The sequence below is a fragment of the Alteromonas sp. H02 genome (genome assembly GCF_059682525.1).
Genome location: NZ_CM185021.1, coordinates 3,967,435 through 3,992,591, shown reverse-complemented (window position 1 = coordinate 3,992,591; position 25,157 = coordinate 3,967,435). Strand labels below are relative to the sequence as shown.

General features: G+C 49.3%; 24 protein-coding genes. 19 read left to right on the top strand and 5 right to left on the bottom strand.

Annotation, left to right across the window (positions count from 1 at the left end):
- The first annotated feature begins 3 nt into the window (after window positions 1-3).
- The 18 genes from AC566Q_RS18550 to AC566Q_RS18465 all read left to right on the top strand — a co-directional run bounded on the left by AC566Q_RS18550 (window position 4) and on the right by AC566Q_RS18465 (window position 15,393).
- Complete coding sequence (locus AC566Q_RS18550) at window positions 4-1,002, top strand: ferritin family protein (RefSeq protein WP_105935988.1); 999 nt, start codon at window positions 4-6, stop codon at window positions 1,000-1,002.
- Between the two features lie 8 nt (window positions 1,003-1,010).
- On the top strand, window positions 1,011-1,280 hold the full coding sequence (locus AC566Q_RS18545) for an MmoB/DmpM family protein (RefSeq protein WP_105935989.1): 270 nt from the start codon (window positions 1,011-1,013) through the stop codon (window positions 1,278-1,280).
- 9 nt (window positions 1,281-1,289) lie between these two features.
- Complete coding sequence (locus tag AC566Q_RS18540; RefSeq protein ID WP_499609272.1) at window positions 1,290-2,804, top strand: YHS domain-containing protein; 1,515 nt, start codon at window positions 1,290-1,292, stop codon at window positions 2,802-2,804.
- Window positions 2,805-2,878: 74 nt separating this feature from the next.
- Complete coding sequence (locus AC566Q_RS18535) at window positions 2,879-3,241, top strand: phenol hydroxylase subunit P4 (protein WP_499609269.1); 363 nt, start codon at window positions 2,879-2,881, stop codon at window positions 3,239-3,241.
- 2 nt (window positions 3,242-3,243) lie between these two features.
- Complete coding sequence (locus AC566Q_RS18530; protein WP_105935992.1) at window positions 3,244-4,305, top strand: NADH:ubiquinone reductase (Na(+)-transporting) subunit F; 1,062 nt, start codon at window positions 3,244-3,246, stop codon at window positions 4,303-4,305.
- Window positions 4,306-4,606: 301 nt separating this feature from the next.
- The gene (locus AC566Q_RS18525; RefSeq protein WP_123324450.1) at window positions 4,607-6,067 is read left to right on the top strand and encodes a 2-hydroxymuconic semialdehyde dehydrogenase; all 1,461 of its coding nucleotides are present in this window, start codon (window positions 4,607-4,609) and stop codon (window positions 6,065-6,067) included.
- 12 nt (window positions 6,068-6,079) lie between these two features.
- Entirely contained in the window at window positions 6,080-6,877 is a 798-nt protein-coding gene (gene dmpE / locus AC566Q_RS18520; protein WP_105935994.1) for a 2-oxopent-4-enoate hydratase, read from the top strand.
- Window positions 6,874-7,668, top strand: coding sequence for a 2-oxo-3-hexenedioate decarboxylase (gene dmpH / locus AC566Q_RS18515; RefSeq protein ID WP_105935995.1), 795 nt, complete (start codon window positions 6,874-6,876; stop codon window positions 7,666-7,668). Before dmpE ends, dmpH begins: the two co-directional genes overlap by 4 nt.
- Before the next feature lie 26 nt (window positions 7,669-7,694).
- Window positions 7,695-7,928: a tautomerase family protein gene (locus AC566Q_RS18510; RefSeq protein WP_105935996.1), complete on the top strand. Its 234-nt coding sequence runs from the start codon at window positions 7,695-7,697 to the stop codon at window positions 7,926-7,928.
- A 2-nt stretch (window positions 7,929-7,930) separates the two neighbouring features.
- On the top strand, window positions 7,931-8,845 hold the full coding sequence (locus AC566Q_RS18505; RefSeq protein WP_499609263.1) for an acetaldehyde dehydrogenase (acetylating): 915 nt from the start codon (window positions 7,931-7,933) through the stop codon (window positions 8,843-8,845).
- Window positions 8,845-9,876: a 4-hydroxy-2-oxovalerate aldolase gene (gene dmpG / locus AC566Q_RS18500; protein WP_499609260.1), complete on the top strand. Its 1,032-nt coding sequence runs from the start codon at window positions 8,845-8,847 to the stop codon at window positions 9,874-9,876. Before AC566Q_RS18505 ends, dmpG begins: the two co-directional genes overlap by 1 nt.
- An 11-nt stretch (window positions 9,877-9,887) precedes the next feature.
- Window positions 9,888-10,640: an SDR family NAD(P)-dependent oxidoreductase gene (locus tag AC566Q_RS18495; RefSeq protein ID WP_296050861.1), complete on the top strand. Its 753-nt coding sequence runs from the start codon at window positions 9,888-9,890 to the stop codon at window positions 10,638-10,640.
- A gap of 41 nt (window positions 10,641-10,681) precedes the next feature.
- Window positions 10,682-11,101, top strand: a complete 420-nt coding sequence (locus tag AC566Q_RS18490) for a tautomerase family protein (RefSeq protein ID WP_296050863.1) — start codon at window positions 10,682-10,684, stop codon at window positions 11,099-11,101.
- A gap of 33 nt (window positions 11,102-11,134) precedes the next feature.
- A complete protein-coding gene (locus AC566Q_RS18485) occupies window positions 11,135-11,488 on the top strand; it encodes a 2Fe-2S iron-sulfur cluster-binding protein (protein ID WP_499609254.1) in 354 nt (117 codons plus the stop codon).
- 239 nt (window positions 11,489-11,727) lie between these two features.
- Window positions 11,728-12,276 carry a hypothetical protein gene (locus tag AC566Q_RS18480; protein ID WP_499609249.1) on the top strand — a complete coding sequence of 183 codons (549 nt, stop codon included), beginning with the start codon at window positions 11,728-11,730 and terminating at the stop codon, window positions 12,274-12,276.
- A 102-nt stretch (window positions 12,277-12,378) separates the two neighbouring features.
- Window positions 12,379-13,008 carry a uracil phosphoribosyltransferase gene (upp, locus tag AC566Q_RS18475; protein ID WP_279318398.1) on the top strand — a complete coding sequence of 210 codons (630 nt, stop codon included), beginning with the start codon at window positions 12,379-12,381 and terminating at the stop codon, window positions 13,006-13,008.
- Between the two features lie 189 nt (window positions 13,009-13,197).
- A complete protein-coding gene (locus AC566Q_RS18470) occupies window positions 13,198-14,217 on the top strand; it encodes a LacI family DNA-binding transcriptional regulator (protein WP_296050871.1) in 1,020 nt (339 codons plus the stop codon).
- 384 nt (window positions 14,218-14,601) lie between these two features.
- Window positions 14,602-15,393 (top strand): hypothetical protein, encoded by a 792-nt coding sequence (locus tag AC566Q_RS18465; protein WP_499609242.1) that lies wholly within the window; start codon window positions 14,602-14,604, stop codon window positions 15,391-15,393.
- A 73-nt stretch (window positions 15,394-15,466) separates the two neighbouring features.
- Here the strand turns inward: AC566Q_RS18465 and AC566Q_RS18460 are convergent, their stop codons facing one another.
- The 3 genes from AC566Q_RS18460 to AC566Q_RS18450 form a co-directional block, all read right to left on the bottom strand.
- Window positions 15,467-16,939, bottom strand: a complete 1,473-nt coding sequence (locus AC566Q_RS18460; RefSeq protein ID WP_499609239.1) for a tryptophan halogenase family protein — start codon at window positions 16,937-16,939, stop codon at window positions 15,467-15,469.
- Window positions 16,936-18,426, bottom strand: a complete 1,491-nt coding sequence (locus AC566Q_RS18455) for a tryptophan halogenase family protein (protein WP_499609236.1) — start codon at window positions 18,424-18,426, stop codon at window positions 16,936-16,938. The genes AC566Q_RS18460 and AC566Q_RS18455 overlap by 4 nt, the downstream gene beginning before the upstream one ends.
- A 120-nt stretch (window positions 18,427-18,546) precedes the next feature.
- On the bottom strand, window positions 18,547-21,474 hold the full coding sequence (locus AC566Q_RS18450) for a TonB-dependent receptor (protein WP_499609230.1): 2,928 nt from the start codon (window positions 21,472-21,474) through the stop codon (window positions 18,547-18,549).
- 490 nt (window positions 21,475-21,964) lie between these two features.
- Here AC566Q_RS18450 and AC566Q_RS18445 point away from each other — a divergent pair, with 490 nt between their 5' ends.
- Window positions 21,965-23,248 carry an NHL repeat-containing protein gene (locus AC566Q_RS18445; protein WP_499609227.1) on the top strand — a complete coding sequence of 428 codons (1,284 nt, stop codon included), beginning with the start codon at window positions 21,965-21,967 and terminating at the stop codon, window positions 23,246-23,248.
- A 51-nt stretch (window positions 23,249-23,299) separates the two neighbouring features.
- Here AC566Q_RS18445 and AC566Q_RS18440 read toward each other — a convergent pair whose 3' ends face one another.
- The gene (locus AC566Q_RS18440; RefSeq protein WP_276309525.1) at window positions 23,300-23,428 is read right to left on the bottom strand and encodes a hypothetical protein; all 129 of its coding nucleotides are present in this window, start codon (window positions 23,426-23,428) and stop codon (window positions 23,300-23,302) included.
- Window positions 23,429-23,498: 70 nt separating this feature from the next.
- Complete coding sequence (locus AC566Q_RS18435; RefSeq protein WP_499609224.1) at window positions 23,499-25,091, bottom strand: serine hydrolase; 1,593 nt, start codon at window positions 25,089-25,091, stop codon at window positions 23,499-23,501.
- Between the last annotated feature and the right edge of the window lie 66 nt (window positions 25,092-25,157).

Genomic DNA, 25,157 nt, shown 5'->3' with positions numbered 1-25,157 from the left:
ATTATGCAAATCGATGTACAAACGGTCAATATTGAACAGAAAAATCAGACCTTTAGCCATTTAAAGAAGCGCTTTGGCGATAAGAAAATCCCATCGCGGTATCAGGAAGCCAGCTATGACCTGCAGGCCGAAGAGAATCTGCATTATCGCCCGACCTGGGCGCCAGAGCAGGAGCTTTACGATCCGAATTTAAGCAAAATTCGCATGAACGACTGGTATGACTTAAAAGATCCCCGTCAGTTCTATTACAGCACCTACACGCTGAATCGTGCCAAGCAACAGGAGACCATGGAGTCTAATTTCAAGACGGTTGAGTCGCTGAACCTGATTGAAGGCATGCCGGACCCGGTTCTGGCTGTGGCGCAGGACCTACTCATTCCGTTGCGCCATGCCAATTACGCGGCCAACATGAATAACACCCTGGTTTGCGGCTACGGTTATGGCACGGTGTTTACCCAGCCCTGTGTTTATCACGCGATGGATAATTTAGGCATTGCCCAGTACCTGTCTCGTCTTGGCCTGATGATTGGAGATGTGGAATCCCTCGAAGCAGCAAAGCAGGACTGGATGGACAGCGATGCCTGGCAACCGCTGCGCCGCTCACTGGAAGATCTGATGTGTGTGCGCGATCCGGTGGAAGTATTCATTAAACAAAACTTTGTGCTGGATGGCCTGCTTTATCCGCTGGTGTATCAGCGCATTGTCGACCAGAACCTGGTTGAGCAGGGTGGTTCAGGCATTTCAATCCTTACCCAGTTCATGACTAACTGGTATCTGGAGTCCAAACGGTGGGTGGACTCGGTGATCAAAACTATGGCGTCTGAATCTGCAGAGAACAAAGCGGTTCTGGAAGAGTGGATCGACAGCGCCGCTAATCACTTTACCTCGGTATTGCTGCCAGTGGCAGGGTTAGCGGTTGCAGGTAATCAGGCCGACGAACTGGTTAGTGAAGCTCACGACGAATTATTACAGCGCGCTAAAAAAGCCGGTTTGTTTAAGTAGGAATCAAGATGTCTAAAGTATTTATCATTTTACAGGCCAATGAAGAGACCCGCTCGATTGTGGAAGCCATTGAGCAGGATAACCCGGATGCCGAAGTGGTACACGAGCCAGCTATGGTGAAGGTACAGGCCGAAGGCCACCTGGTGGTGCGTCGCGAAACCATTGAAGAAGAAATTGGCCGTGAGTTCGATATGCAGGAACTCAACATTAACTTAATCACGCTCAGCGGCAACGTCGATGAAGACGAAGACGCTCTGACACTCACCTGGAACAGCTAGGAGACTATCGTGGATATTAAAAAGACCCCGAAGAAACTTAACGTAAAAGAGAAGTATCGCTTAATGACCCGCGATCTGGCCTGGGAGCCAAGCTATCGCGATGAGAAAGAAATTTACCCTTATGTTGATTACGAAGGCATTAAGGTTCACGACTGGTCGAAATGGGAAGATCCGTTCCGCTTAACCATGGATGCTTACTGGAAATACCAGGCAGAAAAAGAGCGTAAGTACTATGCAATCATTGACGCCCACGCGCAGAACAATGGCCATCTGAACGTTACGGATGCGCGGTACTTAACCGCAATCAAGCTGTTTCTGCAGGGCATCAGCCCGGGTGAATATGCCGCTCACCGTGGTTTTGCCCGGGTCGGTCGTGAGTTTGCCGGAGTGGGCCCGCAGGTGGCGTGTCAGATGCAGTCGATTGATGAAATCCGTCATGCACAAACCCAGGTTCACGCTATGTCGAACTACAACAAGTTCTATAATGGCTTTAAAGATTTCGCGAACCAGCGTGACCGTATCTGGTATACCTCAGTACCGCGCTCATTCTTTGACGATGCCATGTCGGCAGGGCCATTTGAGTTCCTGATCGCCATTGGTTTCTCATTCGAGTACGTACTGACCAACCTGCTGTTCGTGCCGTTTATGTCAGGCGCTGCCTACAACGGTGATATGGCCACCTGTACTTTTGGTTTCTCGGCACAGTCAGACGAAGCCCGTCATATGACACTGGGTCTGGAATGTATCAAGTTTATGCTCGAGCAGGATCCGGACAATATTCCAATTGTGCAGAAATGGATCGACAAATGGTTCTGGCGTGGTTGCCGCCTGTTAACCCTGGTTGCGGCCATGATGGATTACATGCTGCCTAAACGCGTGATGTCATGGCGCGAAGCGTGGAATATCTATGGCGTGGAAAATGGTAACGCACTGTTCCGCGATCTGGCTCGCTACGGCATTAAACCACCGATGCACTGGGACGACGTTGAAAAGTCAATCGATCACACTTCGCACCAGATTATGCTGGGCCTGTATCAGTGGAAGTTCGGTACGGCGTTCCATTCATGGACCCCAACCGCAAGCGACATTGAATGGTTAAAAGAAAAGTATCCAACCACCTTTGAAAAATACTACCTGCCGCGCTGGGAATACGCCATTGCGCAGAAAGAAAACAGTGGTGAGTACAATAACTTTGGTTTACCCAAGCTGTGTCAGACCTGTCAGTTACCTTGTCTGTTTACTGAGCCGGATGATCCAACGCAACTGGCGCACCGCGAAACAGAATACGAAGGCGAGAAATATCACTTCTGTTCGGATGGCTGTCAGCATGTGTTTGAGCAGGAACCTGAGAAATATGTTCAGGCCTGGTTACCTATGCCGTCTATAATGCAGGAACCGTTAAAAGGCGACCTGGCCGCGTGGATGGAGTGGGCAAGCCTGGAGCCAACGGCTTCTGGTGAATATGCCAACTCTGAAGACAAAGCGAACTTCGAGAAATGGCGTAAGCAGGTTTCAACCGACTAATCAAAATTAAAGCATCGCCCGGGAATGCCGGGCGATATAAGCCTGCATAGTCAGGTGTAAACAGGAGAATTATTATGGCAGTTGTAGCAAATGGCGAGTACAAGTTCCCGTCGCGAGACCGGGTAGAAAATTACTATGGTCATCAGTTGTTATTTGCATGCTGGGATCATCACATGCTGATGGCGGCGGCTTTTATGTTGTTTGGTGCGCCGGATCAGAAACTGGGTGACATTATTGAACAGCAGTTAAAGCCACTTATGCAGCCGGATCCCGATTTCGACAAGATTGACTGGGACGCTATTGAGTGGACCAAAAGTGGTGAACCATGGACGCCCGACTTTAATAAAACAATTAAGCAAAATGGCCTGGTGCATAAAGAGCAATTCTGCTTTAAAACCCCTGGCTTGTCGACACTGGTTCCGCCTCAGGGAGAATAACCATGAGCTTTGAAGTAACCATTGAGCCATTGGGACAAACCATTGAGGTAGAGGAAGAGCAGACCATTCTGGATGCCGCGCTGCGGGCGGGGATTTACCTGCCCCATGCCTGCTGCCACGGGTTGTGTGCAACCTGCAAGATTGATGTGCTGGACGGCGAAGTCGATCACGGTGAAGCCTCCAGTTTTGCCTTAATGGATTTTGAGCGCGATGAAAATAAATGTCTGGCGTGCTGTGCGATCCCGGAAAGTGATTTGGTGATCGAAGCGGAGATTGAGGAAGATCCTGACTCCCGTAACCTGCCGGTGCAGGACTATCAGTGCACGGTAAGCCGCATCGAAGAGTTAACCCCCACCATTAAAGGTATCTGGCTGAAGATAGCAGATGCCGATGGTATTGAGTTTCAGGCGGGTCAGTACATCAACCTTAATCTGCCGGACGATATTGGCAGCCGGGCTTTCTCGATTGCCAGCACACCAGCGGAGCCTGGCGAAATTGAGCTGAATATCCGTAAGGTTCCCGGCGGCGTGGGAACGGCCTATATTCACGATGAGCTCAAAGAGGGCGATGACATAACCTTTAGCGGACCCTACGGACGCTTCTTTGTGAAAAAATCAGCCGACATGCCCATGATATTTATGGCGGGTGGTTCGGGGCTATCCAGTCCCCGTTCGATGATAATGGAACTGCTTGAAGAAGGTTGCGAGCATCCGATCACACTGGTCTACGGTCAGCGCACCCGGGAAGAACTTTATTATCACGACGAGTTTCTAGCCCTGGCTAAAAAGTACGCCAACTTTACTTATATTCCGGCGCTGTCTGATGCCGGTGACGATGGCGTCTGGCAGGGAGAGGTGGGTTTTGTTCACGAAGCCGCTCAGCGTGCGTTTAATGGCGACTTCAGTGGCAATAAGGCTTATCTCTGTGGGCCACCGCTGATGATTGATGCCTGTATCAATACCTTAATGCAGGGGCGCCTGTTTGAACGGGATATTTATACGGAGAAGTTTATTTCCGCCGCGGATGCACAGCAGGTACGCAGCCCGCTGTTTAAAAATATCTGATTTGTGTCACAGGGAAGTGATACCCGTCAGCCAGAGTTGTCCAGGTAATAACGGTTGTACAGCAACTGCCGCAATGCGATCCGAACCCTTAGGGTGGCGGACCTTGCGGCTTTTTAGTTTGCCAGTCAGGCAGGCTTGTGACGGCACTGGCTGACTCACTCTTAATTATACCTTTTAAGTATCAAGTTGTTTTTTAAATGGTATTAGACGGTATGGAGTTGGGGATTTACACTGACCTTAAGTGTTATTGAGTTGTAAATATTAATTTAAGGGCTTGCGTAGCCTAAAGTGAGAGTCCGATATGCGCCAAGTAGAAAATTTTATCCGCGGAGAGTTTGTCGCAGCCAGAGATGGCAAGCGCTTTGACAAAGTATCTCCGGTGACCGGCGAAGTTATCGCCAGCATTGCCGAAGCAGGACGTAGTGACGTTAATGAAGCCGTACTGGCGGCCAAAGCAGCGCTGCAAGGCGAATGGTCTACCTTTACCACTAATCAGCGGGTGGAAATGCTGTATGAAGTGGCTGATGAAATCACCCGCCGCTTTGAAGATTTTGTGGAAGCCGAAATGGCCGATACCGGTCAGCCTTCTAATGTTATGCGCCATGTCTTTATTCCTCGCGGCGCGGCCAACTTCAAAATCTTCGCTGATACTATCAAAAATGTCCCCACCGAGAGTTTTATGCTCGACACGCCGGATGGCGCAGGCGCACTGAACTACGGTGTTCGCACACCTAAAGGCGTAATTGGCGTTATCAGCCCGTGGAACGCGCCGTTCATGCTGATGACCTGGAAAGTCGGCCCGGCACTGGCCTGCGGAAATACCGTGGTAGTCAAGCCATCAGAAGAAACCCCACTGACCTCCGTACTACTGGGTGAAGTAATGAATAAAGTGGGCGTACCCAAAGGCGTTTATAACGTGGTAAACGGTTTCGGCCCGGATTCAGCTGGTGCATTCCTTACCGAACACAAAGACGTTGATGCCATTACCTTTACCGGTGAAACCCGCACCGGTACCGCCATCATGAAAGCCGCTGCCGAAGGCACCCGTGATGTATCGTTTGAAATGGGGGGTAAAAATGCCGGTATCGTATTTGCCGACTGCGACTTTGATAAAGCCATTGAAGGCATCTCCCGCTCGTCTTTCTTAAACTCCGGGCAGGTGTGTTTAGGTACCGAGCGGGTGTATGTGGAGCGCCCGATTTTCGACAAGTTCGTGGCCGCACTGAAAGAAAAGGCCGAAGCGGTTAATTACGGTAAGCCCACCGACGAAGGCGTTAACTACGGCCCTTTAATCAGTAAAGAGCATCAGGATAAAGTCCTGTCTTACTATAAAAAAGCGGTAGAGGAAGGCGCCACGGTGATCACCGGTGGTGGTGTACCCGAGGTACCAGAAGCGCTCAAAAACGGTCACTGGATCCAACCGACTATCTGGACTGATTTAGCCGATGACGCCGCTGTAGTAAAAGAAGAGATTTTTGGCCCTTGTTGTCACATTCGCCCCTTCGACAGCGAAGAAGAAGTGATAGGCCTGGCAAACAGTACTGATTACGGCCTGGCAACCACCATCTGGACCAAAGACCTGCCGCGGGCACACCGTATGGCGGCCAAAATCGATGTGGGCATTTGCTGGGTAAACAGCTGGTTCCTGCGCGATCTACGCACCGCATTTGGTGGCACCAAGCAGTCCGGTATAGGCCGTGAAGGCGGCGTGCATTCCCTGGAGTTCTACACCGAGCTGCGTAACGTTTGCGTGAAGCTATAGGAGCGGTCAGACATGGATAATTCACAAATTAAAAAACTAGGTAATGCGTTGTATGAGGCCATGGTGTCACGCAACACGCTGGTGCCGTTTACCGAGCAACACCCGGATATTACTTTAGAGCAGGCTTACGAGATTCAGTTGCAATATATCCAGCGTCGCCTGGACGCCGGTGAGAAAATTGTAGGCAAAAAAATTGGCGTCACCAGCAAAGCGGTACAGGATTTTCTCGGCGTCTTTCAGCCAGACTTTGGTCAGCTCACCGACAAAATGGTGTACCAGGAAGGCGAAACTATCGACCTTAACGAGCTTATTCAGCCTAAAGCAGAAGCGGAGCTGGCCATTGTGCTCAAAGAAGACCTGATTGGCCCGGGCATTACTGCGGTAGACGTGATCCGTGCCACCGATTATGTGAGCCCGTGTTTTGAAATTGTCGACTCACGGATCACCGACTGGAAAATCAAAATTCAGGACACCGTGGCCGACAATGCCTCTTGCGGTGTGTATGTGGTCAGTAACATCAAAGCCGATCCCCGCAAGGTGGATATCACCATGGCAGGTATGACCCTGTACAAAAATGGTGAGCTGTTCTCTACCGGTGTGGGCGCAGCAGTACAAGGCTCGCCTTTTAACGCGGTGGCCTGGCTGGCCAATACTCTGGGGGAACTTGGTATTCCGTTTAAAGCAGGCGAGGTGATCCTGTCCGGCTCACAGTCTGCCCTGGTACCCGTTACCGATGGTGACGAACTGGAGTGTTACATCGCCGGCGTGGGTGGTTGTAAAGTGAATTTTGCCGGGAGCACAAAAGTATGAAAACCAGCTTAACCCAAGAACAAATTATCCGTTTCTGTGAGCGAGTGGAAGGTGCTCAGCGCCGTGCGAATGATATCGCAAAACTCACCAACGAATACCCAGAAATGACCATTGAAGACGGCTATGCTGTGCAGAATGCCCTGCGTGCCCGGTTCATAGAGCAAGGCGAGAAGCTGATTGGCTGGAAAGCAGGCTTAACCTCAAAAGCCAAAATGGTTCAGATGGGCGTGGATAAACCGTCAATTGGTTTTTTAACCGACGCCATGTCACGCCCTGAAAATACGGCAATCAGCACCCACGATATGGTGCATCCCCGGGTGGAATGCGAAGTGGCGTTTGTCACCAAGGCCGACCTGAGCGGCCCGGCCTGCACGCGCGCCGATGTACTGGCGGCAACCGATTTTGTGATGCCAGCCGTTGAGGTCATCGATTCGCGCTATGAAAACTTTAAGTTCGATTTACCCAGTGTGATTGCAGATAACAGTTCATCAGCCCGTTTTGTGGCGGGCGGTCGTCCACGTTACGTTGATGATATCGAAGTCGATGGTATTGGTGTCGCCATGGAGCTTAACGGCGAAATTGTTGAAATGGGCTCTTCTGCCGCGGTAATGGGTCATCCGGCCGATGCGGTGGCCATGGTCGTCAATATTCTGCATGACATGGGTGAAACCCTGCCAGCCGGAAGCTTTGTGATGAGTGGCGGAATTACCGCTGCCGTGGCGGTGAAACCTGGTGACAACGTGATTGCACGCTATCAGGATTTGGGCAGCGTTAGTCTGCGTTTCGAATAAACCCGCTAATTGAACGGAGAACAACCATGCCAATAATCGAAATGCACCTCATGACAGGGCGAACGGAAGAACAAAAATGCAATGCCGCCAAAGCCGTTACCGACGCGCTGGTATCGTCGCTGGGCGTTAAACGTGAGTCAGTGCGGATCCTTATAACTGAACACGGTGAACACGACTTTTTCGTGTCCGGAATGACCATGAAAGAGCGCAGTCAGGCTCAGCAGGCAGCCCAACAACCACTGAATGCAGAGGGGAAATAGCAATGAAAAAGATTAAATGTGCGTTAATTGGTTCGGGCAATATCGGTACCGACCTGATGTACAAGGTTATGCGCAGCGAGTGGCTGGAGCCGGTCTGGATGGTGGGTATTGACCCTGAATCCGAAGGCCTGGCCCGGGCTAAAAAAATGGGGCTGAAAACCACTGCCGAAGGCGTGGACGGACTGCTTCCTCATGTGGAAGAAGACGGTATTCAAATTGCTTTTGATGCCACCAGTGCTTATGTACACGCGGAAAACAGCCGTAAGTTAAATGCCAAAGGGGTGATGATGATTGACCTCACCCCGGCGGCGATCGGTCCGCTGTGTGTACCGCCGGTCAACCTGAAAGAGCATGCCGACAAGCAGGAAATGAATGTGAATATGATTTCCTGTGCCGGTCAGGCAACCATTCCTATTGTTAACGCGGTAGCACAGGTACAGGGCGTGGAATACGCCGAAATTATTGCCAGCCTGTCGAGTAAATCCATTGGTGCGGGTACCCGCGCCAACCTGGACGAATTTACCTATACCACCTCCAATGCCATTGAAAAAGTGGGTGGTGCGAAAAAAGGCAAGGCGCTGGCCATAATCAATCCCGCTGATCCTCCGATCATTATGCGTAACACCATTTACTGCCTGACCGAAGGCGAACCCGACGAAGTGGCGATCCGCGACTCAGTACTGAAGATGATTGAACAGGTTCAGAAATACGTGCCCGGTTACAAGCTGGTGAATGGCCCGACTTTCGAAGGCAACAAAATGGCGGTGTTTATGGAAGTCGCTGGTCTGGGTGATTACCTGCCGAAATATGCCGGTAACCTCGACATTATGACGGCGGCGGCTACCCGCACCGCAGAAATGTTTGCCGAAGAAATTGCTAACGGCACTATCACGTTAACCCCGGTGGAGGCAGCGTAATGAGCAAAAACATTATTTTACATGACATGTGTCTGCGCGATGGTATGCACGCTAAAAAGGAGCAAATCAGCGTAGAACAAATGGTTAAAGTCGCAAAAGCGATGGACGACGCTGGTGTACCCTACATTCAGGTTACTCATGGCGCCGGGTTAGGCGGAAATTCGCTGCAGCATGGCTTTGCCCTTGCCAGCAACGAAGAGTACATCAGTGCGGTAGCAGAGGCAGTAAAACAAACCATTATCTCTGTGCTGCTTATTCCTGGCCTTGGCACCATGAAAGAATTGAAGTCTGCTTATGAAAGTGGTGCGCGCAGTGTACACGTTGCTACCCACTGTACCGAAGCTGACACCTCACCCCAGCACATCGCTTTTGCGCGTGAATTAGGCATGGATACCTCCGGCTTTTTAATGATGTCTCACCTGAATACACCACAGGGGCTTACTGAGCAGGCATTGCTGATGGAGTCTTATGGTGCCAATACCGTATACATCACTGACTCAGCCGGATTTATGCTGCCGGAAGATGTCACTGAAGTGATTAGCCGCCTGCGCGGTGAACTTAAACCAGAAACCGAAATTGGTTTCCATGGGCATCACAACATGGCGCTTGGGGTATCGAATTCGGTAGCGGCAATTAAAGCCGGTGCCACTCGCATTGACGCTTCCGTTGCCGGACTTGGCGCAGGCGCCGGTAATACGCCGCTGGAAGTACTGGCTGCCGTGCTTGAGCGAATGGGTATTTCAACCGGCCTGGATCTGTTCAAGCTGATGGATATCGCCGAAGACATCATTACCCCCATGATGGACCACATGGTTCGCATCGACCGTGACTCGCTGACGTTAGGTTATGCCGGGGTTTACTCAACCTTCCTGTTGCATGCCAAAAAGGCGGCCGAGAAGTACGGTTTATCAGCCCGGGATATTCTGGTTGAGCTGGGGCGTAAGAAGATGATCGGTGGTCAGGAAGACATGATCCAGGATACCGCTATGACGCTGGCCAAAGAGAAAGGTCTGTTAAAAGAAGCTGTTTAAAAAGGTGCATTATGCCTGATAAAAACCTTGCCATTGTTGTGGGTGCAACCGGTACCTTCGGCGTGGAAATCGTCCGACAACTTATCGACAACGGCCTGCATGTGCTGGCCGTTGGCCGCAGCGCCGACTCGCTGGCCAGTTTAACTGAGCAATTTAGTGAAGTTAGCGTGGTGCAGGCTGATATCAGCCAGGATAGCGCCATTGAGGCGATTAAATCTGCCATTACCGGTCCGGTAAAAATGGTGGTACATGGTCCTGGTGTGGCCGTTGCCGGGGGCATTTTAAAAGCGCCCACAGCAGCCATGGTGGATGCGGTCAATATTAAAGTGGGCGGCATCTTACGCTTGAGTCGTGCTGCCGATGAGCACTTTGGCGACAACGCCCGCATTGTCGCGATTGGTGGTCATTATGGTCTTGAGCCGACTGAATATGCAGCGTCTGCCGGCGTGGCGAATGCCGCACTGGTCAATGTTATGCGCCAGCTTTCGCTGGCTTATGGACGCCGCGGCATCAGTGCTCACACCATAGCGCCGGGCCCTGCCGACAGTGACCGTTTGCGCAATGTGGCGACGGCTCGAGCCGAGCAACGCGGTATAAGCGTGGATGATGTACTGGAAGAGTTACTGGAAGAATCCTCGGTGCATCAGTTTACCACCGCCGAACAGGTGGGCTGGGCAGTGTGTAATTTGTTAGATGATCGCGCAATCGGCATGACCGGCTCAACGATTATGCTCGACTCTGGTCGTCGTAAAGGGTTGCCGTAGGCAGCCCTTTATCTTTTAAAGAAATATCCGGGAGTACAACTATGCCAATTGTTAAATTTCACCTTGCTGACAAAGATATCAGCGATGGCCAGATTGAGTCGGTGATTGAACAGGCCACGCAGATTTATGCCGAGGTACTGGACAGTCCGGTTGATCGCATTCGCGTGTTTGTCGATCTGCACGCGCCCAACTTGATTGGTGTGGGCGGTAAACTGGTAAGCAAAGGCGGGAAGAATGCCCCGTTTTTTGAGTTCATTGTGATGAAAGGGCGCTCCCTTGAGCAGCGCCAGGCCATTGCAGAGCAGTTTACCAACATACTGGCAGTCACGCTAAAGGTAGATAAAGCGGATATCCGCGGCAACTGCTATACCGTTGAACCAGAGAACTGGAGCATCGCCGGTAGTCTGGCATCTGAAATCCGCAAAGCCGAAATCGAGGCCAGAGCGCAAGCTGGCGCTTAAGCAATAAAACGTGAACGGACAGGGGAGTGGGCCATGGCTTATACGATCGACATTCTGAACACCCAGGAAACTTACTCCTGTCGTGCAAGTGAGTCGTTACTGGATGGTATGGCGCGCCTCGGGCGTAAAGGGATCCCGGTGGGCTGCCGGGGCGGCGGCTGCGGGATCTGCAAAATTCGGATTGAGAGCGGTGAGTATTCGGCTAAAAAGATGAGCCGCTGTCATGTGAGTGAAGAAGAGCAGGCGGCAGGCCTGGTATTAGCCTGTAAGGTGTTTCCGCTGTCTGACATTACCCTGCGGGTAATCGGTAAGTGCCAGCGTCAGTTTGAGCGCAAATGTGTTAAAGCGGAAACCTTCCTGCCGGCTACCGGCGAGAGCGGACAATAGTATATTTAAAAGAGCACGAGGTGCGGATAATTTGGACATTATCAACACTTCTTTGACAGGGCGTTTTCGCCCTGTTTTTTTTGCTGAAAATATTTCATGGTGCCTGCCATAATTGCACGCTCACTGTACGGATTTTTATAATCCCATTACTTTATTTTAGCAATAATAACAGCAGCTTATAACCTGGCGCAAAGATTGTATCGTGTTTAATGAATGTAAGAAAAAAGACGGGGTACAGAATGTCTGAGTCTGACCAAAACTATCGTACAAAATTAGTGAATACGGAGCAGGTGCAGATTGCATCGGTCTTCGATTCAAAGCTCAATGCAGATAAAGCTATCGAACAAGTAGTGCGTGGCACCGACGTAGAATCACAGCAGGTTACGCTGATTGAACCTGATGACAGCGATTTTAATCGTAAGCTGGAAGGTGACAGCAAGGCGCTTGGTAAAATGATGTGGTATTCGCACTTGTTGCTCGGCGTAGCAGGGCTGGTGGTGGGGCTGATTACCGCCTATTTGCTGGTTAACATCGGACCCGCGCTCACGCAACAGAATCCGCTGGCTACCTACATTGCGGTAATCTCGCCCGGTATTTTTATCGGTTTGTTTGTCGCCGGACTGTTGAGTTTGCGTCCTGATCGCACGCAGATAATTGAGGTAGTTCGTAAAGCCGTTAAGGCAAAACACTACGCCGTAGTGGTAAACCTGAAAAATGGCCAGTCGGTCTCCAAAGTGCGTGATATGTTTAGCCGTCACAGCAGTCAGGTGGTGGAATCAATTCAGTAAACTACCGGTAAACCCTTATGTAGCGCCCAAAACACTCACAAACTGTGAGTGTTTTGTCGTACCATAGTCATAACTATTGTTTTCACACAGGCATGTTCTATTATGGCTATTCATGAAATCACCCACCCACTCATTCAACATAAAATTGGTCTGATGCGAGAAGCTTCCATCAGTAGCAAGGATTTTCGGGAGCTGGCAGGCGAGGTAGGCAATCTGTTAACCTACGAAGCCACACGTCATCTGCCGGTTGAGCTGGTAGACATTAAAGGCTGGACCGGCGAAAGTCTAAAAGTTAAAAGCATCAAAGGCAAAAAAATTACCGTAGTGCCTATACTCCGGGCCGGTCTGGGTATGCTCGACGGCGTGCTGAACCTCATCCCCAACGCCAAAATCAGCGTGGTCGGGTTATACCGTGACGAGGAAACCCTGCAACCGGTAGCCTATTTTGACAAAGTGGTAAAAAACATCGATAAGCGCACCGCGCTAATCGTTGATCCCATGCTGGCCACCGGTGGTACGCTGATTGCCACTATCGACCTGTTGAAACAAAAAGGCTGTAAAAAAATAATGGGGCTGTTTCTGGTCGCAGCACCAGAAGGTATTGCGGCGGTAGAAGCGGCACACCCCGACGTTGATATTTACACCGCATCCATAGACGACCGGCTCAATGAAAAAGGCTATATTCTGCCCGGTCTGGGCGATGCCGGCGACAAAATATTCGGTACCCGCTAGGTTTATCTTCTGCCAGAGCCACACTGACACTTCCTTAATTGAAAGGTTAAACGATTTAGAACGCTTAACCTTTTGTTTTATGCTAAAATTATTTTTAACATTTTTTTAAACTTAATGAAATTAAGTGCGTCTTAAGATACATTAACAAGATTGCAGTAATGTGCTCGGTTGGGAATAGTTGATAATGTTATGAAAAAGCTTACTTTAAAAGATGTTGCTAAGCAGCTCGGTGTTTCTACAGCGACTATTTCAAATGCGTTTAATCGCCCGGATCAGTTATCAGCAAATAAGCGCACCGAGATCCTTGAGGCCTGTAAAGAGATTGGCTATACCGGCCCAAATCGCGCCGCTCAGATCCTACGTAAGGGCCAGTCAAACATTGTTGCCCTGGTATTGGCCGACAGCCTCGACTACATGGTAACCGACCCGGTTGCTAATACCTTTATCCAGGGCGTATCGCGAGTACTGCGTGAAAATCAGAAACACCTGCTTTTATATGCCGGTGATTCCGATTCGATTACCGATGTAGTGGATTTTGTTGATGGATTTATTTGTTACGGCGCGCCGCGTAATGGCTCTTTATCCACTCAGTTAAATCAGCAAAGTAAACCGGTCGTCACGGTAGACTTTAACCTCGAAGGTCGTCCGGCAATTAACATCGATAACGAAAAAGCCAGCTACGAAATTGCTAAAGCGGCTCTCAGACCTGGCGATCGTGCGGCGATTCTCGGCCTGCGCCTGATTGATTCGCCCAGCACCTGTCGCATTTATGACAGCCCGTTGCTTGACGCTGAATCATCCATTACCCATCGTCGTCTGGACGGGTATTGCCGCGCATTAAAAGAAATGGGTATTGAAGTAGCAACCGACTGGATCTGGAACTTGCCGGAAAACGCCGGTATGTATGCAGTTCAGGCCGCCAGAGAAGTGTTACAAAGTTCGCCGCGACCCGATGTAATTCTGTGTATGAGTGACATTATTGCTCTTGAGTTGTTGCAGTGCGCGCTCACCATGGGAATTGATATCCCTGGTGAACTACGGATCACTGGCTTCGACGGTATTGAAGAAGCCGCCCGGACCCGCCCCTACATGGCAACAGTATGTCAGTCGAGTGTGGAGAAAGGAATGGAAGCTGCCAAGCTATTGTTGTCTGGCGACAATACCTCCATGTCGCTACCTTACGAAATAAAAGTAGGTGAAACCATCTGAGTTAACTCCCGGCACCAACCGGGCTAACTGGTTTAATTCAGTCTGCTAAATACAGTGCGCATGTGCCAGCAGGGTTAACAGTCCGGTGCTGTTGGCTATACGTGCATTGCTTTTCCAAACAGTGATCAGTACACGACAAGTCACAATAAAAAGCTGTTCAGAAATGACAATCAGCATTTCATATAATAGTAATTCATGAACACGCTAATACCGTCAGGAATTTTTACATAATTGTTAATTAATTGTTACTGATTAGAAATTAATCATTAAAAATTAGAGGTTTGTAATAAATGTTCTGTTAAATGCTTGTAATTTTTCCCACTTATGCCTTAAGCGGTCAGGACATTGCTGTATGGGTTTAACTTTATTCATGAAGGATTAATTATGAACAACAAACTAATAAAAAGTGTGATGTTAGGAGCAGTTGCCGCCCTGACGTCAATGCAATCATCAGCTCTGGTGATTGGTCATTTTGACAGCTCTCGCGAGTTATATGGTATGGATACCGGGTATATTTCTGGTGCTGCACAATGGTTAACCGATAACGGGCATACTTTAGTCTCTACTGATAATGCGGATGCGACTTTTCTTAGCTCGGTTGATGCTTTTTATACCGGATTGATAAGTTCGGTTTCCACAGCTGAAATATCGGCGATGCAGAATTTCGTTGATGTGGACGGTGGGTTTTTGTTTATCCAGCAGGATTACGATGGAAGTGCGTGGCATACGGCATCGAGTCAAATCTTAGCCAACTGGGGAATTGGAAATTCAGCCGGCACCTATAGCAATGACAGTGGACACTATACCGTTGGTACATCCGACTGGATAACACAGCCCAACCTGGTGACAGGATTTACCGGCTCTGCGCACAGTTCGATAAATGTTATCCCTCAGGATTTTGAAGTGCTGGCTTATGATGACATGGACCGGGCTATTATGGGGGTTTTTGATGCGGGGGCAGGTCGTTCAAGCGATGTATTTGTGGCAACAGATATTGATTTTTGGAGCAGTATAGGATGGGCAGATAATCGAAACCAAATGTTATGGGAAAACATCTGGACTGCAGCTGCTGTGCAAATCGAGCCACCCACCGTAACCAATGCAAATGCTCCAGCTACGCTGAGTCTTTTAGCTATGGCGCTTGGACTGGTTCACTATCGCAGGAAAAATAAATAATCGTTTGCGAGTTAACAAGCGCTTTCGATTCGATATTAATTTTGAGCGAGCCGATGCCCCTAAAGCATCGGCTTTATTGTGGGATAAAGTTAAGTAAACAGCCTTCGAAAAACGCTGCCAGCTGGTTTTGTTTATATAAATCTGTGGCAGTAGTCCCTTTTTCCAGCGGCGGGAATGCGCCGTAACCCGCCAGTAAGCAGTGCCAGGAAGTATTGCCAAAGTGGGAGTCGAGCTGCTGGCGCTGAATTTCCTGGCCCAGGTCGCCCCGGCGATACCAGACATTGAACAAATGCAGTAACGAGTCAGACAGGTTCTCGTTATGTTGATTGGCCAGCCAGTATTCGCTGTCAGAACGGGTATTCAGGCGGTAGTGCGCCACGATATAATCCCGTACCCGCTCGAATCGTTCAGTGATAAGCTGGTTGTAGGCGTTACGCTGCGTGTCAGAAAAACCGCCCTCATCAACGTGATCGAGAAAAATCTCAACACTGGTTTGTACCAGATGCAGCGCTGTGGCTTCAAGTGGCTCAATAAACCCCTGTGATAAGCCAACTGCCAGGCAGTTTTTAGCCCAGTGTCGCTCTACCTGCCCAACGTTCATGGTGAGTTTACGTAAGGCTGCAGACTCCTCATCTACGCCTAAGTGGCGACACAATTCACTGGCGGCCTGTTCGTCACTGATAAAGTCGCTGCTGTAGACATAGCCATTACCCGTGCGGTTAGTCAGCGGGATCTGCCACGCCCAGCCGGCAGATAACGCCGTAGCACGGGTTTCAACGGGGAGTGTAGTTTGTGCCGGGGTAGGGCAGACCACTGCTGAGTCGTTAAACAGGTTGTCTTTAAACGACTTAAAGTTAACCCCTAAGGTTTTTTGCAGTAGTAATGATTGGAAACCGGTGCAATCGATAAAAAAGTCGCCTTCAATACGCTCGCCTTCTTTACTGTGTAGCGCGGCAATCTCGCCGTTGGGATGACATTCTACGTCGGTAATGTTGAGCGCTTTATGCACCACGCCCAGCCCCTGGGCATGGCGTTTTAGAAACTCGCCAACCAGGCCTGAGTCGAAATGGTAGCCGTACTCAATGCGAAAAGGAAAGTTCGACGGTGTTAGCGGGCTGCGCTGGTGTCTGGCCAGCCAGCCGTTAAATAAAAAGTCATCAGGGCGGGTGATTACATCCTGTCCCATACGCCGGTGAAAGCAGTTCACGTAAAAGGCACGTTCGCTAAAAGTGTCGAGCTGGCTGATAAACGGGTGTGAGTAAGCCGGGATATTCGCGCCCGGACTCCAGCCTTCAAAACGAATACTGACTTTATAGGTGGCATTGCACGCGGGCATCCAGTCCTGCTCGGCAATACCCATATCACTGAAGAAGCGTTTTAAGGTGGGCGTAGAACCTTCACCAACGCCAATAATGCCAATATCCGGCGATTCTACCAGAGTGATGGTTACCGGCTGATTTAACCAGCGCTTAGCCAGCAGGTTGGCGGTCATCCAGCCCGCCGTGCCACCGCCGGCAATAACAACATGTAACGGCTTGGTACTCATGCGCTGGTATACCGCTCAATAAATTCGTCATGGCCCAGCAGCTTGGCAACCGGCTGCATTTTGGCCTGTTGAATTTGCTGCATCGCGCTGAGCAGGGTTTGATTATCCATGGCGTTGACGGCGGCGTGATAATCCCGGGGCGACAGACCTTGTCCCATCATCACCTGAACCCAGGAGGCATCACGGAAGATGTCGTTCTGTTCGTTGAAAATCGCGGCGGTTTCCTTGAATGCCTCAATCTTTTGCGCCAGCCGCTCCGGAATAGTCATTTCGCGCATGGCTCGCCAGAACTCGCTGTCATCACGCTCATTGACGTGATAATGCAAAATAATGAAGTCACGGATGGTTTCAAACTCATCCTTTGACTCGGCGTTATACATATCAACCATGGTGGGTGAGATACCCTGATTAGGAAACATTTTCATCAGCCGGATAATGCCTGACTGGATCAGGTGAATACTGGTGGATTCCAGCGGCTCAAGGAAACCGCTGGATAAGCCTATAGCCACAACATTTTTGCACCATTGCTGGTCGGTGCGGCCGGTATTAAAGCGGATAGTACGAGGTTCGCCCAGCGCTTGAGTGTCGAGGTTACCGAGCAGGGTCTCGTTGGCCTGTTCATCTGTGGTAAATTGTGAGCTGTAAACAATGCCATTGCCGTTGCGGTGCGTTAGTGGAATTCGCCATTGCCAGCCACAGCTGTGAGCTATACTGCGTGTGTAGGGCAGGGTTTTGTCAAAGCGCTCACTGGGCACGGCCTGCGCCGAGTCGGCGGGTAACCAATGACTCCAGTCTTCATAATTGACGCCCAGGGTTTTACGAATCAATAAGCCGTTTAAGCCGGTGCAGTCGATAAACAAATCACCTTCGATTTGCCGTCCATCAGTTAGCTGCAAGCCGGTGATAAAACCGCTTTGGGGATGTTGCTGAACATGCTCAATGATACCCTCTGTGCGCTTTACGCCGCCTTGCTCTGCAAAGCGGCGCAGAAACTGCCCGTACAGTGCTGAGTCGAAGTGATAGGCGTAAGGCATATCATAAAGCGGATTCTGAGTATTAATTTTATTAAACTTACCCTGCTGGCAGGCAAGATAATTCAGGTCGAAATCCCAGAATGATTTATCTAATCCGGCCTCTTTAGCTTTCAGCCAGTAGTGATGGAAACTACAAAAGCCCATGGTAGTGCCGGGTGCACCAAAAGTGTGGTAATAGCTTTCGCCAGGTTTACGCCAGTTTTCAAACTTAATGGCCAGTTTAATGGTGCCCTGGGTTTCCCTCAGAAAGGCCTTTTCGTCGATCCCTAAAAAACGATTAAAGGTTTGAATCGGCGGGATCGTCGCTTCGCCAACGCCCACAATACCAATTTGCTCTGACTCGACAAGTTCGATTGTAACGCTGTTACCCAGTACTTTGTTGAGCAGCGCTGCGGTCATCCAGCCGGCGGTGCCGCCACCGGCAATGACTACTTTTTTAATTGCATCAGGCATCAATCATCCTCAGGCATGTTTTCATCGGTTTGCTTTTGACTCTAGTGAATTTAAAGGGAAAAGCAAACCGGCTGTAACAAAAAAGCCCCACAAAATGCGGGGCTTTTGAAAAGCTAAAGCTTAGTAGAACGAGTAGTTGAAGTTCAGCATGTAAGAAGGACCAAACTCACGACGCAGGGTCACGATGCCGTTGTCGTCGATGGTTTCTTCTTTTTCATCTGTCAGGTTAGTGCCCTGCAGTGAAATACGCAGGCCTTCCAGGTACTCAATACCACTGCCTTCGAAGTCGTAACTGATTTGCGCATCAACCTGAGTGATCTTGTCACGGGTTGCTGTTTCAATCTTGTTAGAACCACCACGCTGGTAAGTAGCAAATTCAGAGCGGTCAGTCGCGGCTACCCGAATTTCTAAACCATCCATTTCGTAGTAAGCAGTCAGTGACAGAACCTGGTCAGACTGACCTGGAATTGGGTTTCCATTTTCCAGTTCTGCATCGATAATGGTTGCAGAGCCGGCAAAACCAAAGCCTTCCAGTGCACCAATAAAGTTACCCAGTGGAATATTGGCGGTCAGCTCGGTACCTTTTACTTCACCTTCCAGACCATCCTGGAAGTACTCAAAGTAACCAAAGTCCGGCGGCGTCGCTAAATCACCCGCATCGTAAGCCACGTTATCCGGACCATACAGACCAGTGGTCTGGATAATACGATCATGGAAGCCAGGGATAAAGTAGTTGGCGCCATTGTTGGTTGAATCGTTGGTAAAGTCGATTATCTCACGGGCGTCGTCTGTCCAGTTAACCAGGTCTTTGTAGAAGAATGTTAATGCTACGTAACCTTCGTCGTCGAAGTACTTCTCGAAAGACAAGTCGAAGTTATTAGCTTCCAGTGGACGTAACGTTGGGTTGCCTCGGAATTTGCTCCATGGTGAACCGTATTCATCTACATCTGCCTGGCTGTTTGGAATGGTAATTAAGTCAACGTTCTGGTCGAACTTAACAAAACCTGATGCCTTCATCTGATCGATACGGGCACGGCTGATGGTTTTGTTGGCCGCGACACGAATGAACTGGTTGTCGTCAACTTCAATGCTTACGTTCAGGCTTGGCAGGAAATGGCTGTACTCATCGCCTTCACTTAAGATGCAGTCTGCATCCACCTGGCCGTCATCATTGTCATCACAGACGGCGAAGTTTGAGCCGACAATGCCTAAGTAACCTGTAGAAGACTGCGTCGTATCCACATACTGCGCACCAAAGTTACCGATAACCGGGAAGCCATTGATTTCGGTTTCAAAATCAAACTTGGCGTAAATCGTAACGACTTCTTCATCGACAGTGTAGGTATCACCTAAACGATCCGGTTCAAGTAAACCTGCATCATTCAGCGTATATTCGCCGTCGTTGTAGGGAGCGAAACCGTCATAAGCGACTACCTGACCAAGACCAGCCCAGCTCAGATCGGCCAGTCCGTTATACAGATACTCTGAAGGAATGGCTTCTGAATAAGGATAGGATGAAGCGGTCGCAAAGAAACCTTTATTGTCTTTCATCTTGTAGCGATCGCTGTAGTTAACTCCATACTTGATTTTGTTAACAATGCCCCACTCTACATAGCCTTCTGCTTCAACACGTACGGTAGTCAGTTCTTCTTCAAAGTCTGCGTAGTTTAAGAAACCATCCTGAGCATTTAAATAACTGAATGGAATGGGGTTGCCATCCTTGTCGGTAAATACTGTGTTTACGTCAGTGGCAAACTGATCGGCAATGTTCGCCATACCGCCACCCCATTGTTGGGGGCCGGTAAGTTGTAACAGAGCAGGATCAGAGAAGGCTTCAAGGCCCGTGCTGCCAGTGAAGAATACCCCGTCAGCGCTCATTTGGAACTGGCGGGTGCCGAAGGTATCGATGGCACCGTTACGGGCTAAACCGGCGTATGATTCACCGCGCAGGTCGCGCTTTTCTGACTGGCTGTTTGCCGCGTCAACCATTATCGACCAGTTATCGTCAATGTTGTATTTAACATTCAGGCCAAGGGTTTGTAGTTCGCCGTCTTTTTGTGCCGGGTCAGTACGCAGAACCGGGTTTACGCTAGCCTGAGTACCAGAAACATTAATACCTGAGCCTGACAGTGATCCTTCTGCAGCATTGAAAGGTTCGATGAAACCACGAATAACGCCTGAATCTGAGTAATCGATACTCAGGGCATCTACGACGATGTCGAGATTATCGGTAGGACGCCATTGCAGTACAGCTGAAATAGTGTCACGGTCCAGCTCACGGCTGATGGCCTGTGTATCCAGACCAGACGGAGTAATTTGGCCAGCGTCATTGGCGCTGTATCCCCAAACACCGTATTTACGTTCGTTACGTGGTGATTCGGTAGTGGCAAGTGCTACAGCGATACCCACGGTATCGTCAGCAAATTTCTCAACAAATGATAACGCCAGACGCTTACCGGTGTTGTCGAATTCCGGGTTATCGGAATCGTTGCCGCCCATTTCGTATACGCCGGTTAATGTCAGGGTTTCCTGAGCAGCAAGCGGACGCACAGTTTGCAGGTCAACGGTACCACCAATACCCTGAACCATCAGGTCGGCTTCAGTGGTTTTGTAAATGGTTGCACCGGTCATGATTTCAGAAGGGTACAGGTCGTATTCAACGCCGCGGTTGTCACCAATACCGATTAGTTCACGGCCATTTAAGGATGTACCGGTGAAATCTTCTTTAAAACCACGAACAGAGATACCCGAAGTCCGGCCGCCAACGCGCTCACCGGCAAGGCCTGGCAGACGTGCCAGCGATTCTGCGATAGATGAATCCGGCAGTTTACCGATGTCTTCAGCAGAAATGGCTTCAACAATCGACGTGTTGTCCATCTTGATGGCCTGAGCACGCATCAGTGAGCCGCGAATACCTTTTACTGCAATTACTTCTACATCAGGCTCACTGGCGCCGTTATTTTCTTGTGATAACGCGTGGCCTGAATACATTGCTGAGGTCACAGCCAGTGACAACAACGCTGGTTTAAAAATGTGTTTAGTCTTCATGTTTAGTGCCCTAACTAAAGTTTGAACGGTGCGAACTTGTTATATCGATGTTAACAATAGTTAATGTGTCGTCAGACGTCAAGCAATTTTCTTAATCAATTAAGTAAATTAATTTAACTTTATTTACTGAGGCTTAGTGGTATTTCGTGTAGGTGGTTTATCCGGTTAGATTTTTTCGATTAAGTATGATTATTAAAAATAAGTAAATAGCGAATATTTTTTACATTTATGAATATGCATAAATAACACTGATGCCTAACTAATGGTACTTAGTAAATGTAGAACAAAAGTCACAAAAGTATAAATTTACGCGCCGAATTTTTTCTGGCCCCTGTAAACTGAAGTGACCGTGTTGCAAGGCGCTGCAAAATAGCCACAAACCAGCATTGAAAGCGTTGAATTAACTGGGCAATCCGAACGGGGTTTGGTAGCTTAATAATTTGTTGCAGGCGACAACCAGTCAGGCATCAACGGCCAGGGAGTTTGAACAGTGAAATTATTTGGTGGGTTATTTTTCGTTATCGTTATCGTTATCGTTATCGCGATTGTTGTATTTGGTTGGCTAAGTAGTGGACCGGGCTTAGATACCTCGGTGGGTGAAAAGCCACAACCCCCCTTTAATGCTGAACTTGTTAAGCCCGTTAAGCGGCATTACGAGCCTGTGTCAGAGCGTCATTTTAAGAAACCACAAGTCGAGCCTGTATTGTTGCCGGACGTAGGCCGTACCGATGTGTCCTGGGGTTCGGTGGGTAACGATCCTGCGGGTAATATTTATGTGGGTCTGGCGGAGTCTTACGGTGATCCCAGAAGTGCCCATCTGCTAAAGGTCAATGCCGCTGGTCAGCCAGCAGTGATGGGGGATGTGGTCAGTGAGCTCAGGCGCGAGGGAATAGGTTCTGCGAGCCAGAGTCAGGGCAAAATTCACAGTCAGATTGTCGCTGCCAATGATGGCTATCTTTACTTTTCCAGTTTTGATGAAGCAGGTGAAACCGATGTGCGATTACCTGATTATGGTGGTCATCTGTGGCGGGTAAATAACCAATCCGGACAATGGGAGCATCTCTTTGCTACCCCGGAAGCGTTAATTGCGGTTAACACCGATGGCCGCTATATTTATGCGCTGGGTTACTGGGGGCATGTGCTGTATCAGTACGACACGCAATCAGCAAAGGTCAATAAAATCGAAGTGGGTTCTGTACCTGGTCATGTGTCACGCCAGTTTTTGGTTGATGGTAAAGGCCATGTTTACGTACCCAAAGTATCGCAAAGTGGCATTAACGAAGAACCATCGGCGATGCTTGTTGAATTTGATCAAAACCTCAATCCGGTGACTCAATATCCGTTACCCGACTATCAAAACCAGGATATGACCCGTTACCGGGGCATTATTGGTTACACCAATATGCGCAACGGCGATGTATATTTCACACTGGGACAGGGTTACCTGCTGCAGGTACAGGCTAATGAATCAGGTGCTGAAAAGCTGATAAATCACGGTTTGTTTAATCCGGCCGGTGAGGCAAATATTCCCAGTTTGTTTACGGTTGATGGTGAACAATTTGTAATGGGGGTCAGTCGTCGCTCTGGCACGGATCCTGAGTGGTTAATTTACGAGAAAATATCCGGGGCAACGGTGAATTATGCGATGCCGGAACTGAAAGATTTTTTGTTTTTCGGCACAGAGGCCAAGGATACCGCGGGTAATTTTTATCTGGTAGGGCGGGATAAAAAGACCCGAAAACCTAAGGTGGTTAAATTAACATTTCCGCAATAAAAGAGCGCCCGGGAAGGGCGCTGCATCCAATGTCAGGTCACGGTTTTACTACTAACGCTTGTTGACTGAGCCTTTGCAAAGCTGATCGCCATAATAATTATTGGCATAGTTACAGTTTGTTTCAGCCTCACGTTTTTCAGCCGCGATACGTTGTTTAATTTGATTGATAAGTTTACTCATGTGTCTGTCTCCTGATTGGTTACAGACACTATATGAGTAAAGTTAAGTCTAATATATCTATTAATAGTGATTAATCTGATAGTTTTTCTGAATCATTTTTGTTGAAGTACATGTCTGTGTATTCGTGAGACGCTTTTTCCTTGTCTGTGAAAGGGTACAAGCTGAAACCGGTCACTTCCCGCCTGGTGTTCACATCGAAGTGAATAAACGCATCACTGGCGGCATTCTGGTTATCCCAGCGGATCACAAACGTGTGATCAGCAAACGCTTCCAGGCTGCCGGTTAAGGTAGTCATTTTTTCAGATTGGATCCGCAACTGGTTGTTTATCATGGTAATGGTTAGTTGCCCAAACCACTGGTCAGAGAATTGCCCGGCATAGGCAAGCGGATCCAGAATCACTTCTCCTGTTCCTTCAGGCACAGAATAGTTATCCAGATAAATGGCTTCGCGCTCAGCCTGATAGTCTTTTAAAGTTTGGACCCAGTCGGTTTTTTCCTGTGGCGCAATGTAGGCCTTGAGAATATGCTGCATTACGGCACTGCGGGCACCATAGTTTGAGCCGTTGTTAAGCAGTACGACGCCCAGCTCCGAATCAGGCACCAGGGCTACGTAGGCCTGATAGCCTGACAAAGTACCCGTATGTGATACTACTTTATGACCATACACATTGGATAACCGCCAGCCAAGCCCGTAAGACTTGAGGCTGGTGTTGTCCCACTCTTCATCCGTGCTGGAAACCGACAGCACCCTATGGGCTTTTTGCATAAAGGCAATCTGACCAGGGGTAAGCAGAGTCTCGCCGTCAGCTGTCTGGCCATCATTCAACCACATTGCTACCCATTTGAGCATTTCCTCTGCGTTACACACAATGCCTCCTGCTGCGGCTGACACCAGCTCAGTGCCGTTAATAGCATTACGAGGGATAGCGTATAAACCGCGCTCATCATTATGACCGTAACTCATGGCGGCATTTTGCAGGGCTGCGTCATTCAAATCGCCGGCGAAGCATTGCATTTCTAACGGTGCAAAGATTTTTTCCTCTATCACCGAGGCGTAGGGTTTACCATAAAGCTGCGCAACAATTTCACCGGCTGTAATAAACATCAGGTTGCTGTAAGCATATTCGCTGCGAAAGCTACTGACCGGCGTCAGGTAGCGCAGGTTATGAATAATCTCCTCACGACTGAAGCCGCTCGGCTCCGGCCACAGCATGCTGTCGCCGGCTCCGCTGGCGAGCCCGGAACGGTGGGTTAACAGGTCCAGTAAGGTGAACTCACGGGTTACCCAGGGATCCTGCATTTGAAACTCTGGCATGATGTCGGTGACTTTGGTTTGCCAGCTCAGGGAAAATTCATCGATTGCCATAGCCAGCGCTGCCGCCGTAAAGGCTTTGGACGTTGAGGCTAAACGGAAATAAGTGCTTTCAGTAACCGGTAAATTGTTAGCCAGGTTGCGCTGCCCTACACCGTTAAGATAAACGGCTTCACCCTGATGAATGATACCAACCCCCATACCCGGGGTATAAAACTCCGTTAATGCCTGTTCTATTACCGCCGTGGTGTTCTGAGGCGGCGACGTTGATTTGTCAGGCGTAGCAGAGCAGGCGGTAGTGGTTAATAACACCAGGCCGGCGAGAAGTTGAGTAGCGCGAATGGCAGACATATTGATTCCCTGCAAATTGAACAATTTGGAATAATTTATTCAATTTGCAGGCTCGCGCGGCGATTG

Coding starts and splice junctions, on each gene's coding strand:
- AC566Q_RS18495 (WP_296050861.1), top strand. CDS start 9,888: ATGCCTGATAAAAACCTTGCCATTGTTGTGGGTGCAACCGGTACCTTC.
- AC566Q_RS18470 (WP_296050871.1), top strand. CDS start 13,198: ATGAAAAAGCTTACTTTAAAAGATGTTGCTAAGCAGCTCGGTGTTTCT.
- AC566Q_RS18465 (WP_499609242.1), top strand. CDS start 14,602: ATGAACAACAAACTAATAAAAAGTGTGATGTTAGGAGCAGTTGCCGCC.
- upp (WP_279318398.1), top strand. CDS start 12,379: ATGGCTATTCATGAAATCACCCACCCACTCATTCAACATAAAATTGGT.
- AC566Q_RS18510 (WP_105935996.1), top strand. CDS start 7,695: ATGCCAATAATCGAAATGCACCTCATGACAGGGCGAACGGAAGAACAA.
- AC566Q_RS18435 (WP_499609224.1), bottom strand. CDS start 25,091: ATGTCTGCCATTCGCGCTACTCAACTTCTCGCCGGCCTGGTGTTATTA.
- AC566Q_RS18455 (WP_499609236.1), bottom strand. CDS start 18,426: ATGCCTGATGCAATTAAAAAAGTAGTCATTGCCGGTGGCGGCACCGCC.
- dmpH (WP_105935995.1), top strand. CDS start 6,874: ATGAAAACCAGCTTAACCCAAGAACAAATTATCCGTTTCTGTGAGCGA.
- AC566Q_RS18485 (WP_499609254.1), top strand. CDS start 11,135: ATGGCTTATACGATCGACATTCTGAACACCCAGGAAACTTACTCCTGT.
- AC566Q_RS18550 (WP_105935988.1), top strand. CDS start 4: ATGCAAATCGATGTACAAACGGTCAATATTGAACAGAAAAATCAGACC.
- AC566Q_RS18490 (WP_296050863.1), top strand. CDS start 10,682: ATGCCAATTGTTAAATTTCACCTTGCTGACAAAGATATCAGCGATGGC.
- AC566Q_RS18460 (WP_499609239.1), bottom strand. CDS start 16,939: ATGAGTACCAAGCCGTTACATGTTGTTATTGCCGGCGGTGGCACGGCG.
- AC566Q_RS18545 (WP_105935989.1), top strand. CDS start 1,011: ATGTCTAAAGTATTTATCATTTTACAGGCCAATGAAGAGACCCGCTCG.
- dmpG (WP_499609260.1), top strand. CDS start 8,845: ATGAGCAAAAACATTATTTTACATGACATGTGTCTGCGCGATGGTATG.
- AC566Q_RS18535 (WP_499609269.1), top strand. CDS start 2,879: ATGGCAGTTGTAGCAAATGGCGAGTACAAGTTCCCGTCGCGAGACCGG.
- dmpE (WP_105935994.1), top strand. CDS start 6,080: ATGGATAATTCACAAATTAAAAAACTAGGTAATGCGTTGTATGAGGCC.
- AC566Q_RS18530 (WP_105935992.1), top strand. CDS start 3,244: ATGAGCTTTGAAGTAACCATTGAGCCATTGGGACAAACCATTGAGGTA.
- AC566Q_RS18480 (WP_499609249.1), top strand. CDS start 11,728: ATGTCTGAGTCTGACCAAAACTATCGTACAAAATTAGTGAATACGGAG.
- AC566Q_RS18505 (WP_499609263.1), top strand. CDS start 7,931: ATGAAAAAGATTAAATGTGCGTTAATTGGTTCGGGCAATATCGGTACC.
- AC566Q_RS18440 (WP_276309525.1), bottom strand. CDS start 23,428: ATGAGTAAACTTATCAATCAAATTAAACAACGTATCGCGGCTGAAAAA.
- AC566Q_RS18450 (WP_499609230.1), bottom strand. CDS start 21,474: ATGAAGACTAAACACATTTTTAAACCAGCGTTGTTGTCACTGGCTGTG.
- AC566Q_RS18525 (WP_123324450.1), top strand. CDS start 4,607: ATGCGCCAAGTAGAAAATTTTATCCGCGGAGAGTTTGTCGCAGCCAGA.